Origin of the sequence: Streptomyces sp. NPDC051664, assembly GCF_044453545.1 — a bacterium.
Taxonomy (GTDB): domain Bacteria; phylum Actinomycetota; class Actinomycetes; order Streptomycetales; family Streptomycetaceae; genus Streptomyces.
The window spans coordinates 545,595-559,564 of record NZ_JBITCU010000001.1; the positions used below are offsets into that span (position 1 = coordinate 545,595).

General features: G+C 72.6%; 6 protein-coding genes and 1 pseudogene. 2 read left to right on the forward strand and 5 right to left on the reverse strand.

Features of this window, described 5'->3' with window-relative positions:
• Window positions 1-22: 22 nt before the first annotated feature.
• The 3 genes from nudC to ACIA8E_RS02480 are packed head-to-tail and all read right to left on the reverse strand — an operon-like array spanning window position 23 to window position 5,932.
• Complete coding sequence (nudC, locus tag ACIA8E_RS02470; protein ID WP_399293368.1) at window positions 23-970, reverse strand: NAD(+) diphosphatase; 948 nt, start codon at window positions 968-970, stop codon at window positions 23-25.
• A 44-nt stretch (window positions 971-1,014) separates the two neighbouring features.
• On the reverse strand, window positions 1,015-2,409 hold the full coding sequence (locus ACIA8E_RS02475; RefSeq protein ID WP_399293371.1) for a dipeptidase: 1,395 nt from the start codon (window positions 2,407-2,409) through the stop codon (window positions 1,015-1,017).
• 10 nt (window positions 2,410-2,419) lie between these two features.
• Complete coding sequence (locus tag ACIA8E_RS02480; RefSeq protein WP_399293374.1) at window positions 2,420-5,932, reverse strand: ATP-dependent DNA helicase; 3,513 nt, start codon at window positions 5,930-5,932, stop codon at window positions 2,420-2,422.
• A gap of 163 nt (window positions 5,933-6,095) precedes the next feature.
• Between ACIA8E_RS02480 and ACIA8E_RS02485 the strand changes: the two are divergent.
• Window positions 6,096-6,615 (forward strand): annotated as a pseudogene (locus ACIA8E_RS02485) (SAM-dependent methyltransferase); the annotation flags it as partial.
• 1 nt (window position 6,616) lies between these two features.
• Here ACIA8E_RS02485 and ACIA8E_RS02490 read toward each other — a convergent pair.
• A complete protein-coding gene (locus tag ACIA8E_RS02490; RefSeq protein ID WP_399293377.1) occupies window positions 6,617-10,141 on the reverse strand; it encodes an ATP-dependent helicase in 3,525 nt (1,174 codons plus the stop codon).
• 257 nt (window positions 10,142-10,398) lie between these two features.
• Entirely contained in the window at window positions 10,399-10,818 is a 420-nt protein-coding gene (locus tag ACIA8E_RS02495) for an MGMT family protein (RefSeq protein ID WP_399293379.1), read from the reverse strand.
• Window positions 10,819-11,006: 188 nt separating this feature from the next.
• Between ACIA8E_RS02495 and ACIA8E_RS02500 the strand changes: the two genes are divergently transcribed.
• The gene (locus ACIA8E_RS02500) at window positions 11,007-13,892 is read left to right on the forward strand and encodes a lysylphosphatidylglycerol synthase domain-containing protein (RefSeq protein WP_399293382.1); all 2,886 of its coding nucleotides are present in this window, start codon (window positions 11,007-11,009) and stop codon (window positions 13,890-13,892) included.
• The last annotated feature ends 78 nt before the right edge of the window (window positions 13,893-13,970 follow it).

A 13,970-nucleotide genomic window follows, 5' to 3' on the forward strand; every position in this document is an offset into this window, starting at 1 on the left:
GTCGCACGCCGAGCAGCGCGCGTCAGCCTGCGCTGCCCGGCCTCGGGAGCGGCTTGCCGTACCAGAGTTCGATCAGACGTGCCGCGATCGAGATGCCGAACGGCGGCAGGACCTCGCCCGACTCGAAGGCCGCTGTCAGGTCCTCGCGGGAGAACCAGCGGGCCTCCTCGATCTCCTCGCCGTCCACATTGATCTCCGACGACGTGGCCCGGGCCATGAAGCCGAGCATCAGGCTCGACGGGAACGGCCAGGGCTGGCTGGCGATGTACTCGACCTCGCCGACCGTGACGCCCGCCTCCTCGAACACCTCGCGGGCCACGGACTGCTCGATCGACTCCCCCGGCTCGACGAAGCCCGCGAGCGTCGAGAAGCGGCCTTCCGGCCAATGCACCTGACGGCCCAGCAGAGCCCGGTCCTGGTCGTCCGTGACCAGCATGATCACCGCGGGGTCGGTGCGCGGGTAGTGCTCGGCGCCGCAGGCCTGGCAGCGACGGATGTGGCCGGCCGCCGCGATGACCGTACGTTCGCCGCAGCGGGAGCAGAAGCGGTGCAGCCGCTGCCAGTTCTCCAGCGCCACCGCGTGCACCATCAGCCCCGCGTCGCGGGGGCCGAGCAGCAGCCCGGCCTCGCGCAGGCCGGCCGGGCGGGCCGGCTGGTCCATGCGGCCGGGCAGGGAGTCCTTCTGGAGCGCGAAGTAGCTGACGCCGTCCTCGTCGGTGCCGAGGAAGTAGCGGTGGGTCTCGGTGACCGGGGCCTCGAAGGCCGGGGTCATGACGATCTCCGTACCGCCGTCGGCCGTGTCGTCGATCAGCACCTGCCCGCCCGAGACCACGAAGACGCGGGTGGTCGGGTGGCTCCAGGCGGCGGAGAGCCAGGCCTCGTCGAGGCGGTGGTGCGCGGCGCGGTCGATGCCGCTGGGCGCGGTGAGACCGATGGGCCGGTCTGTCGTGGCGTTGTCGAAGGTGCTCACAGGTGCTTCCTACTCCCCCGGGACGGTTCGGGTGTTCAGAGGATTCAGCGGAGTGCGGCCGCCAGCTCGCCCCACAGGTGGGCGGTGGTCTCCACGCCCTTGAGCAGGAGGTCGAGTTCGACCTTCTCGTTGGGGGCGTGCCAGCCGTCGGACGGTACGGAGATGCCCAGGAAGAGGACGGGTGCGCCGAGCACGTCCTGCAGGTCGGCGGCGGGTCCCGAGCCTCCTTCGCGGGTGAAGAGGATCTTCTGGCCGAAGGCCCGTCCCATGGCTCGGGCCACGGCCTGCAGGGCGGGGTGGTCCAGCGGGGTCAGGCAGGGGCGGGTGGCGGGGGCGAAGGTGATCCGGTGGCGGATGCCGGCCGGGAACTGCGCCTCGGCCCAGGCGCGGACGGCCTGCTGGACGTGGTCGGGGTGCTGGCCGGCGACCAGCCGGAAGCTGATCTTCACGAGGGCGGAGGACGGAATGATGGTCTTGCTTCCGGTGCCCTGGTAGCCGCCGCCGATGCCGTTGACCTCGGCGGTGGGGCGGGCCCAGATGCGTTCCAGCGTGGAGTAGCCGGCCTCACCCGTCGTCGCCTGTGACTTGGCGGTGCGCAGCCAGGTGTCCTCGTCGAAGGGGAGCTCGGCGAAGAGGGCGCGCTCGGTGTCGGTGAGGTCCGTCACGCCGTCGTAGAAGCCGGGGATCGCGACCCGTCCGTCCGCGTCGTGCAGCGCGGCGACGAGGCGGGCCACTGCGGTCGCCGGATTGGGGACGGCGCCGCCGAACGATCCGGAGTGGATGTCCTGCTCGGGGCCGTACAGCTCGATCTCGCACTCGGCGAGGCCGCGCATGCCCGTGCAGACCGTCGGGGTCGTCTCGTCCCACATGCCGGTGTCGGAGACGATCACGGCGTCCGCGGCGAGACGCGCCGCCTGCTGCTCGACCAGGGTGCGGAAGTGCGGGGAGCCGGACTCCTCCTCGCCCTCGACGAGGAGTTTGAGATGTACGGCGGGGGTGGTGCGGCCGGTGGTGGCGAGGTGGGCCCGGACGCCGAGGGTGTGGAAGAACACCTGGCCCTTGTCGTCGGCCGCGCCGCGCCCGTACATCCGGCCGTCCCGGATCACCGGTTCGAACGGATCGGTGTCCCAGCCGTCCTCCCGGGCTGCGGGCTGCACGTCGTGGTGCCCGTAGACGAGGACGGTCGGAGCGTCCGGATCGTCGGACGGCCACTCGGCGAAGACCGCGGGCGCACCTGCGGTCTCCCAGATCTCCGTGACCGGGAAGCCGGTCTCCTTGAGCTTGGCGGACAGCCACTCGGCGCTGCGCCGTACGTCTCCGTCGTGTTCCGGCTGGGCGGAGACGGAGGGGATCCGCAGCCACTCGGCGAGGTCGTCGAGGAAGGCTGTGCGGTGCTGCTCGGTGTACGTACGGACGGCGCTGTCCGGGGTGTCGCTCATGGTCTTGAGCCTATCGGCCCGTCGGAGGTGGCTCGTCCAGGAGGACCTGCTCCAGCTCGGCACGGCCCGGCAGGTGGTCGGGACGGACGGCTTCCCCGCTGCGGACGAAAAGGAATGTGGTGGTGACGGAGTCGAGCGGTATGTCGTGCAGTTCGGCCCAGGCGAGGCGGTAGACGGCGAGCTGGAGCGGGTCGGCTGCGGGGGTGCCCGAGGTGCCTTCGCGGCTGCTGGGCACATTGCGGGTCGTCTTCCAGTCGACGATCTCGTATGTGTACCCGTCGGGGCCCTCGTTGCGGTACACGGCGTCGATCCGGCCGCGGATCACCCGGCCCGCGAGGGTGATCCGGAACGGTGTCTCGACGCGGTACGGGGTGCGGTGGGCGTACGGGGTGCGTTCGAAGGCCTCCTTGAGCGCAGCGAGGTCGCGCTCGTCCGCGATGTCGGCGTCGCTCTCGTCGCCGCCGGGCAGCTCGTCGGGTCCGAGCATGGGCAGCGGCAGCTCCTCGAAGCGGGCCTCCACCCAGGCGTGGAACCGGGTGCCGCGGCGGGCTGCCGGTGCGGGCGGGCGGGGCATGGGGCGGGCCAGCTCCTGGGCGAAGCCGTCGGGGTCGTCGGCGAGACGCAGCAGTTGCGTGGCGGAGAGCGAGGCGGGCACGAGGACCTCGCGCACGGTGGCGCGGGCGCGGCGCAGCTCACCGGCGAGAGCGTCGAGGTCCCGGTCCCAGGAGGCGAGGGTGCGGGAATCCTCCGGGGTGAGCCGTGAGGGGGTTCGGGCCGCGGGGACGTGGGGGGCGGGGGCGTGTGGCGCGAGGGCCGGAGCCGGAGCCGGGGCCGCGGGGGGTTCGGTCGACCAGGCGTCCCAGTCCGCGGCCTCGTCATACAGGTCCTCGTCCGGGTACGGGGCCTCGTCGGCGTACGCGTCGTCGTCCGCGGAGGGGGACGGGAACGCGTCGTCGTCCGGTGCGGCGGGATACGCCCCCGGCACCGAGTCGCTCCCCGCCGTCGCCAGCTTCTCCAGATGAGCCAGCACCGTGTCCGCGGCCGCCCGGCGGCGGGCGAGTGCCGTGTCGTCCAGAGGGAGCGGCCAGGCGTTGTCGGCGGCTGCAGTGGCCGCCAGTGCCGGGCTCTCCTCGTCCTCGGCCGGCGCGTCCGCCCAGGCCTCGATCTCGCCGTGTCCGGCCGCACAGTGCTCGTACAGCGCCTGCAGAAAGTCGGACGGGCCGCGCGGCTTCTTCTGGGACGGGCCCCACCAGTGGCCGGAGCCGAGCAGCAGGGTGCGCGGCCGGGTGAAGGTGACGTATCCGAGGCGGAGCTCCTCGGTGTGCTGGTGCTCCTTCATCTCCGCTTTGAACCCCTTGAGCCCCTGGGCGTCCCAGGTGTGGACGACGGGGAGCGTGGCCGCGTCGCCGCGGAGGGCGTGCGGGAGAACCTTGGACTGGGAGGTCCAGGCGTCGCGGGACTGGCCGCTGGGGAACTGACCGGCGACCAGGCCGGGCACGGCGACGACGTCCCACTCCAGGCCCTTGGACTTGTGGGCGGTCAGGACCTTGACGGTGTTCTCGCCGCCGGGCAGCGCATTGTCCAGGCCCTTCTCGTACTGGACGGCGGTACGCAGAAAGCCGAGGAAGGCCAGGAGCGTGGCCTCGCTGTCGACGGCGGCGAAGCGGGCCGCCACGTCCAGGAAGTTGGCGAGGGTCTCCCGGCGGCGGGCGGCCAGGGCCTGCGGCGACGCGGAGAGTTCGACGTCGAGACCGGTGGTGGCGAGGACGCGGTGCAGGACGTCCATGAGGGGGTCGGCCAGCGAGCGGCGCAGGTCGCGCAGTTCGGTGGCGAGGCGGGCGAAGCGAATGCGGGCATCGGTGGAGAACGGCAGCCCGTCGTCCTCCGTACCGCTCGATTCGAGGAACGTGTCGAGGGCGTCGGCGAGCGAGATGACTTCGGCCGGGTCGATGCCTTCGACGGCTTCGGCGAGCCGGCGGTCGGGGTCGAAGTCCTCGTCGTCGGCGTGGGCGGCGTGGTGGACGAGGAGGCGGGCGCGGCGGCCGAGGAGGGCCAGGTCGCGGGGGCCGGTCCGCCAGCGGGGGCCGGTGAGCAGCCGGACCAGGGAGGCGTTCGCCCCGGGGTCCTGGAGGACTTCACAGACCGCGACGAGGTCGGCGACCTCGGGCAGGTGCAGCAGCCCGGAGAGACCGACGACCTCGACCGGGATGTCGCGGGCGACGAGCGCGGCCTGGATCTCCGGGAAGTCGCCGGCGGTTCGGCACAGGACGGCGATCTCGCCGGGTGCCTTCCCGGTCCGTACGAGATGGGCGATCGAGTCGGCGAGCCAGTCGATCTCTTCGGTGTGGGTACGCAGGAGGGCGCAGCGGACGATGCCGTCCCGCTCGGCGCCCGGGGCGGGGCGCAGTGCCTCGACACCCTCGTGCATGGCGCGCAGCGGCTCGGCGAGCCCGTTGGCCAGGTGCAGCAGCCGGCCGCCGCTGCGGCGGTTCTCGCTGAGGGAGTACCGGGTGGCGGGGGTGCCGTCGGCGTGCGGGAAGTGGCGCGGGAAGTCGTCGAGATTGGCGACGGAGGCGCCGCGCCAGCCGTAGATCGCCTGGCAGGGGTCGCCGACAGCGGTGACGGCGTGCCCGGAGGCGGTGCCGTCGGGGCCACTGCCGAAGAGGGCGGAGAGCAGCAGCCGCTGGGCGACGGAGGTGTCCTGGTACTCGTCGAGCAGGACCACCCGATATTCGTCGCGCAGGATCGCGCCGACCTCGGGGCGGGTGAGGGCGAGCTCGGCGGAGAGCGCGATCTGGTCGCCGAAGTCGAGGAGGTCGCGGCTGCGCTTGGCGTCCCGGTAGCGCCGGGTCAGCGAGAGGAGCTCGCGCCGGGCCTCGGCGGTCTCGGGGATCCTGCGCAGCTCGGCGTTGCTGAGCCGGGCCGATGCGAGCGTGCGGAGGAGTTCGGTGTCGTACTCCGCGAGCTGTTCGGGGCGGACGAGATGCTCGGCGAGTTCGGCGTCGAGTGCCAGCAGATCGCTGACCAGGGTGGGGAACGACCTGGTCAGGGCCGGGTACGGGCCGGGGGCCTCGCGAAGCACGCGGGCGGCCAGCTGGTATCGGGTGGCGTCGGCGAGGAGGCGGGTGGTGGGTTCGAGTCCTATCCGCAGTCCGTGCTCGGTGAGGAGCCGTCCGGCGAAGGCGTGGTAGGTGGAGATGCTGGGCTCGCCCGGGGGGTTGTCCGGGTCGATGACCTCCGGATCGGTGACCCCGGCGGCGACGAGGGCCTTGCGGACGCGCTCGGAGAGCTCGCCCGCCGCCTTGTTCGTGAACGTGAGCCCGAGGACCTGCTCGGGGGCGACCTGTCCGGTCCCGACCAGCCACACCACGCGCGCCGCCATCACCGTGGTCTTCCCGGATCCGGCTCCGGCCACGATCACCTGCGGGGCGGGCGGCGCGGTGATGCAGGCCGTCTGCTCCGGGGTGAAGGGGATCCCGAGGAGCTCCTTGAGCTGCTCGGGATCGGTGATACGTGAGGGCACTCCACAGAGGCTAACCGGACGGACCGACAGTGTGCGGCGCGATGAGCCGGACCGGCCGGTGGCCGGGAAGTGCCTCGTCCGGGCGTTGCTGACCGGTCCAGGTTGAAGGCCGATCGGTCCCGACCGCATGGGATCGCATCAACGACCTTACGAGGAAGGTCATATGAGCCCCGACGCAGCCGCTCCCGACTTCGGGTCGGACTCCGGACCGGACTCCGCCGGGCTCATGAGGCGCATCGATACGACGAAGGCGCATCCGGCCCGGGTGTATGACGTATTCCCTCGGCGGCACGGACAACTTTCCCGCCGACCGGGAGGCCGCGGCCATGGCGCCGGCGGCCAATCCGCGGGGGCACCTCGACGTCCGGCACAACCGGGACTTCGTACGGCGGGCCGTGACCGAGCTCACCACGCGCGCCGGCATCCGGCAGTTCCTGGACGTGGGTGCGGGGCTGCCCACCCGGCAGAACGTGCACCAGATCGTCCAGGACATCGCCCCCGAGTCCCGGATCGTCTACGTCGACCACGACCCGGTCGTCCTGGTCCACGCGCAGGCCCTGCTCACCAGCAGCGCCGAGGGCAGGACGGACTACATCGAAGCCGACCTGCGCGACCCCGCGAAGATCCTCCTGGAAGCACGCCGGACGCTCGACTTCGACAGGCCGGTCGCTCTCGTTCTCGCCGTCACTCCAGGATGTGGCGGCCCTCCGGCTGCGCGCTGCAGGACGCCCGGAACGTGCAGTGGGTGCAGTGCTGGCCGGTCGTGGGGGTGAAGCGTTCGTCCAGGACGCGGCCCGCGGCCGTGGCCAGCAGGTCGGAGACCCACTCGGTGGTGGGCGGCTCCTGGGCCTGCACCTTGGGCAGGGTGTCGCCGCCCTCCTTCTTGGGGGCGGGCTGCCTCAGCTGTACGAGTTCGGCGCCACCGGGCGCCGGACGGTGGCCGTCGAAGATCTCGTCGACCGCCCCTTCCCGGACGGCCAGCTGATACACGGCGAGCTGGGGGTGCCGGGCGACCTCGTCCTTCGTCGGAGCCTGCTTTCCCGTCTTGAAGTCGACGACGTACGCCCGGCCGTCGGCGTCCCGTTCGACGCGGTCCATGGAGCCGCGGATCCGTACCTCGTACTCCCCCGCTTCGAGCGTCACGTCGAAGTCGTGCTCGCTCGCGGCGGGGGTGCGGCCGGTGCGGTCCATGACATGCCAGCGAAGGAAGCGCTCGAGGGCGACCCGCGCCTGCTCCTTCTCCTGCTGCGACTTCCAGGGGGCGTCGAAGACCAGCCCGTCCCAGACGGAGTCGAGGCGTTCCATCAGGACCGCCAGATCCGCGGGGGTGCGGCCGGAGGCCACCTCGTCGGCCAGTACGTGCACGACGTTGCCGAATCCCTGCGCGGCCGTCGCCGGGGCGTCCGCCTTCACCTCGCGGCCGAGGAACCACTGCAGGGCGCAGGTGTTGGCGAGCTGGTCGAGTGCGCTGCCGGAGAGCGCCACGGGGTGGTCCCGGTCGCGGAGCGGGACGGCCGAGCGGGTCGGCTCGTACAGGCCCCACCAGCGGTACGGATGGGCCGACGGTACGAGCGGCTGGCCCTCGTCGTCCGTAAGTGCGGCCAGCCGGGCCAGCCGGTGGGCCGCCTCGTCGCGCAGGGCGTCGGAGGCATCCGGGTCGACGGTGGTGGCGCGCAGCTCGGCGACGAGCGCGGCGACGGCGAGGGGGCGGCGGGGGCGGCCGGTGACGTCGCGCGGTTCGACGCCGAGCTCGGTGAGGAAGCGGGACGGCTGGTCGCCGTCGTCGGCGGGGGCCTTCACCGCGGTGACGATCAGGCGTTCCCGGGCGCGGGTCGCTGCGACGTAGAAGAGGCGGCGTTCCTCGGCGAGCAGTGCGCCCGGGGTGAGGGGTTCGGCGAGTCCGTCGCGGCCGATCCGGTCCGCTTCGAGGAGTGAACCGCGGCGGCGCAGGTCCGGCCAGAGGCCCTCCTGCACGCCTGCGACGACGACCAGCCGCCACTCCAGCCCCTTCGACCGGTGCGCGGTCATCAGGCGTACGGCGTCGGGGCGTACGACGCGCTTGGAGAGGGTGTCGGCGGCGATGTCCTGGGCGTCGACCTCTTCGAGGAAGTTGAGCGCGCCGCGGCCGCCGGTGCGTTCCTCGGCGCGGGCCGCGGTGTCGAAGAGCGCGCAGACGGCGTCGAGGTCGCGGTCGGCGTTGCGGCCGCCGGCGCCGCCGCGCAGCGCGGCCCTCTCGAGCCGTCCCGGCCACGGGGTGCCGGCCCACAGCTCCCACAGGGCCTCTTCGGCGGTGCCGCCGCCTTCGAGGAGCTCACGGGCCTTGCGCAGGAGCGCGCCGAGACGCTGGGCACCGCGGGCGTACGCGGGGTCGTGTGCGACGAGGCGCTCGGGTTCGGCGAGTGCGCGGGCCAGCAGTTCCCCGGAGGGCGCCGGTACGCGGTTCCCGGCGGCCCGCTCCTCGTCGCGCAGCGCCCGCCCGAGCCGGCGCAGGTCGGCGGCGTCCATCGAGCCGAGAGGCGAGGCGAGGAGGGTGAGAGCGGTCTCGGTGTCGAGCCAGGGCGCAGGGGGCTCGTCGGAGGCAGGATCCGGGGCGAGGTCCGGGGCGAGGTCCAGGGCAAGGTCCGGGGCGAGGTCCGGGGCAGGATCCGGGGCAGGATCCGGGGCGAGGTCCGGGGCGAGGTCCGGGGCGAGGTCCGGGGCAGGATCCGCTGCCGCGTCCGCTCCCGGTGTCTTCTTCGGAGTCGTCGTCCGGTGCAGCGCCGCCGTGGCGACCGTGCGCAGCGCCGTGAGGAGCGGGGCCACCGCCGGTTCGTGGCGCAGCGGGAGGTCGTCACCGTCGACCTCCAGGGGCACGCCCGCCGAGGTGAGCGCCCGGCGCATCGCGGGGATCGTGCGGCCGCCGGCGCGTACCAGCACCGCCATCTCGTCCCACGGCACGCCGTCCTCCAGATGGGCACGGCGCAGCAGGTCGGCGATGTTGTCGAGCTCGGTGGACGCGGTCGGGTAGGTGTACGTCTCCACCCGGCCGCCCTCGCGGACCGCGGCGAGCTCGCGGTGGGCGCGCACCTTCGCCGACGGCAGGCGGGTCAGCGGCATCCGGCGGGTGAGCAGCCGGGTGGCGGCCAGCAGCTGTTCGCCGGAGCGGCGCGAGGTGGTGAGGACGCCGACCGGGGCCGGGGCGCCGTCCGCTCGCCGGAACGTCTCCGGGAAGTCGAGGATGCCGTTCACATCGGCGCCCCGGAAGGCGTAGATCGACTGGTCCGGGTCGCCGAACGCGATCAGGTCCCGGCCGCCGCCGGCCCCCGGCCCGATCCCCCGGTTGCCGGCCAGCGCGTGGAGCAGCCGCACCTGCGCCGGGTCGGTGTCCTGGTACTCGTCGACGAAGACCGCGTCGTACTCGCCGGTCAGCAGCGCCGACACCTCGGGGCGCTCGCCGAGGAGCACCGCCCGGTGGACCAGCTCCGCGTAGTCCAGTACCCCCTGCGCGTCCAGTACGTCCAGGTACTCGGCGAGGAATTCGGCGGCCGCACCCCAGTCCGGGCGGCCGGTGCGGCGCGCGAAGTCGGCGAGGGCGTTCGGGCCGAGGCCCAGCTCGCGGCTCCGGGCGAGTACCGCGCGTACTTCGTCGGCGAAGCCTCGCGTGGTCAGGCAGGCCCGCAGCTCGTCGGGCCAGCGGATGTGCGCGAGGCCCTCCTGCTCCAGTTCGAGCTGGCCGGCCAGGAGATCGCGGACGGTGACGTCCTGCTCCGGTCCGGAGAGCAGCCGCAGCGGTTCGGCGAAGAGGTCGGCGTCCTGGTGGGCGCGGACCAGTGCGTAGCAGAAGGAGTGGAACGTGGTGGCCTGCGGGCCGCGGGCGGCGCCGAGCCGGGCGGCCATCCGGTCGCGCAGCTCCACCGCGGCCTTGCGGCTGAAGGTGAGCACGAGGATGCGGGCCGGGTCGCCGCCCCGGGCGACGCGGGCGGCGACCGCCTCGACGAGCGTGGTGGTCTTCCCGGTGCCCGGCCCGGCGAGGACCAGCAGCGGACCGCCGGGGTGATCAACCACCGCCTGCTGCGCCGCGTCCAGGAGAGGGGGGTCCACGGAACCCGGCCGGGTACGCACCAGTCGGTACGCGCCCGTGGTCCTCCCCCTACGCCCCTGCGGGCGTGGAGGGACCCCCTGCCGTGCTTGACGGTCCGGACTGTTCCGGGTGGAGGAGGAGGAGCTCACGTGGATCGCCGGTCCTGGTGGGGGTGCTGGTGGTGAGGGGGCGGGGGTACGCGCCGCGAACTGTCGACGCTACGCCAGCGGAGGGGTCGGATGCGGCGAGTCCGCTGCGGCGATCGTCACGTTCCATGTCGCACCGCAGGCCGCCCGGCAACGTGCGCGGAGAGTCTCGGAGCAGGTCGGGCAGCAGATCGCATGGCACTTCTCGCACGTCCTGCGGTCCCGGCTGCTCCCGTCGTGGGACCGAATGGCGGAAGCTGTCAGGTGTGAGCCCCTCCGTCCGCGCCCTCGGCCCCGCCGTGACCACCGGTCGCGCCGTCCCACCGTGCGCGCTTCATGTCGAGGCGCGGTATGTGACCATCCGCGCTGCGCGACGCCTCGCGCAGCGGGGTGCTCTCCTCGCGGTAGTGGTCCAGCGCCCGCAGTTCATGGCCGGGCAGCAGTGCCCCGTCGGAGCGCACCACACGCCACCACGGCGCCGCACCGCCGTACAGCGCCATGACCCGGCCGACCTGGCGCGGCCCGCCCTCACCCAGCCACTCCGCGATATCGCCGTATGTCATGACACGGCCGGGTGGGATCAGGTCGGCGACATCGAGCACGCGCTCCGCGTACTCGGGCAGCTCGTCGGGCGCCCGTTCGTCCCTTGCGCCGTCGTCGCCCGTCCGGTCTTCGCTCATCCGACCCATGGTGCCGTACGCCACCGACAGCCCGGCCCGGATCGCGGGCAACCGCTACGTATGCATCCGCTCACCGAGTGTGCACGAAGGAGCAAAGGAGCGTATCTTGCCCATCGCGCGACCGTGCAATGCACCCTGATGCCCCCCTCTGTCTCCAGGCCGTGCCACCATCATGCGGGCGGTGACCGGTGATACGAGAACACGAAGACCAATCAGAGGCGAAGGAGCAGGGCGTGCAGCCACCGAAGGCGGCGGACGCCTCTGATGCCGAGCCGCGCCCGGAAGAAGGCCAGGACCGGGCTCAGGCACCGGCGCAGAAGCCGGCACCGGAGCAGAAGCAGAAGCCGTCTTCCGGGACGGAGCGCGAGCGGAAGCAGGGGCACGACCAGGAGCCTGCGCAGCAGGCCCGCCCGCACCATCTGGTCGGCTCCACCCTCTCCACCGTCCGCGCGGCCGAAGAGGCCGACCGTGTCTCCGGGGACGAACCGCTGCTCCCGGCGCGTGTGCACCGCCCCTCCGACCTCATGCGGCTCCTCGTCGGCGTTCTGGCGATCGCCATCCTGTTCTCCATCGCCGCGTTCGCCCACGGCACGACCACCGGTCTCGAGAACGACATCAACAAGGGCACGGACCAGGCGCCCGACGTCCTCATCAAGATCGCCGGTCTGGTCTCCAGCATCGCCGTGCTGCTCGTACCCGTCGCCTTCGCCATCGAGCGACTGATCAAACGCGACGGACTGCGGATCGCGGACGGGGTTCTTGCCGCCGTGCTCGCGCACGGGGTCACGCTCGCCACGGACCTGTGGGTCGCCAAGTCCGCCTCCGGCACCATCCAGGACGCCCTCACCCAGCCGCAGCCCGGTGCTGCCCTCACCGATCCCGTCCACGGCTATCTCGCGCCCGTCATCGCCTATATGACGGCGGTCGGCATGGCGAGACGGCCGCGCTGGCGGGTCGTGCTGTGGGTGGTGCTGCTGCTCGACGCCTTCGCCATGCTGGTCGGCGGCTACACGACACCGTTCTCGATCATCCTGACCGTGCTGATCGGCTGGACCGTGGCCTACGGCACGCTGTACGCGGTCGGCTCGCCGAACGTCCGGCCGACCGGTCAGCATCTGATGGCCGGTCTGCGCCACGTCGGCTTCCGCCCGGTCACCGCGATGCGCGCCGACGACGCCCTCGACTCCGGCGACCAGAGCGACCGGGGACGCCGCTATCTGGTCTCCCTCGAGGACGGTCCACCGCTGGATGTGACGGTCGTCGACCGGGAACAGCAGGCGCAGGGCTTCTTCTACCGGGTATGGCGCAGACTCACCCTGCGGGCCTTCACCCAGCGCCGCTCCATCCAGTCGCTGCGCCAGGCCCTGGAGCAGGAGGCGCTTCTCGCGTACGCGGCGATCGCCGCCGGGGCCAACGCCCCCAAACTGATCGCCACCTCCGAGCTCGGTCCCGACGCCGTGATGCTGGTGTACGAGCACATCGGCGGACGCTCCCTCGACGCGCTCGAGGACGTGGAGATCACCGACGATCTGGTGCGCGGTGCCTGGCGGCAGGTGAAGGCGCTCCAGTCGCGGCGGATCGCGCACCGCCGGCTCACCGGCGACGCCATCCTGGTGGAGCCTTCTGGCACCGTGTTCGTCACCGATCTGCGCGGCGGGGAGATCGCGGCCGGTGATCTGGTACTGCGGATGGACATCGCCCAGCTGCTCACCACCACCGGTCTGCGGGTGGGCGCCGAGCGGGCCGTCGCGGTCGCGCTCGAAGTACTCGGTCCCGACGCCGTCGCCAACTGTCTGCCGCTGCTCCAGCCGATCGCGCTCAGCCGCTCCACCCGGGCGGCGCTGCGCAGGCTCGCCCGGGAGCGGTCGCAGCGCGAGCGGGAGGCGGTGCTCGAAGCGTCGGACGCCGCCAAGCATGCCAAGGCCCAGGAGTCCGAGGTGCCGGAGACGGAAGGGGTCCCCTCGGTCCCCGCCGACCGCAAGGCGCTCCGTAATGAGAAGCAGGCGGAGAAGCGCGCCGAGAAGCGGGCGATAGACGATGCGCTCGACGAGGCCCGCGAGGAGGATCTGCTGACCCAGATCCGCCGCCAGGTGCTGCTCATCCGACCGCAGGCGCCCGTCGAGCCGGTTCGGCTGGAGCGGATCAAGCCGCGCACCCTGCTCAGCTTCATCGCCGGTGCCATCGCCGCGTACTTCCTGATCTCCCAGGTCACGGAGGCCGACTTCGGTGCGGTCGTCGAGCAGGCGGAGTGGGGCTGGGTGGCGGCGGCGCTCGGGTTCTCGGCGCTGAGTTACATCGCGGCCGCGATGAGCCTGCTGGGGTTCGTGCCGGAGCGGGTGCCGTTCGGCAAGACCGTGCTGGCGCAGGTGGCCGGCTCGTTCGTGAAGATCGTCGCGCCGCCCGCGGTCGGTGGGGTGGCGCTGAACACACGCTTCCTGCAGCGTTCCGGGGTGCGCCCGGGGCTGGCCGTCGCCAGTGTCGGCGCCTCGCAGCTGTTCGGGCTCGGCTGCCATGTGCTGCTGCTGGGCGCGTTCGGCTATCTGACCGGTACCGAGAAGACCCCGTCGTCGCTCACCCCGTCCAGGACGGTGATCGCCGGACTGCTGACCGTCGCGGTGCTGGTGCTGGTGGTGACCGCGATCCCGTTCCTGCGGAAGTTCGTGGTGACGCGGGTACGGTCGCTGTTCGCCGGGGTCGTACCGCGCATGCTCGACGTCGTGCAGCGGCCGCAGAAGCTGCTCACCGGCATCGGCGGCATGCTGCTGCTGACCGGCCTGTTCGTGATGTGTCTGGATGCGTCGATCCGGGCGTTCAGCGGTCCCGACGTACCGCAGCTCAGCTACGCGAGCATCGCGGTGGTCTTCCTCGCCGGCAACGCGCTGGGTTCGGCGGCGCCGACGCCGGGCGGTATGGGGGCGGTCGAGGGTGCGCTGACGCTGGGGCTGATCGCGGTCGGTCTGCCCAAGGAGGTCGCGGCGCCTGCCGTGCTGCTGTTCCGGCTGATGACACTGTGGCTGCCGGTCCTTCCCGGCTGGCTCTGCTTCAACCACCTCACCCGTAAAGGCGCCCTCTGAGGGCCGTCCCGGCATCCGGTCTCCGGACCCCGCCGCCACCCGCTTGGACCGGCGTCCCGCGCGCAGTCCCGCACCCCA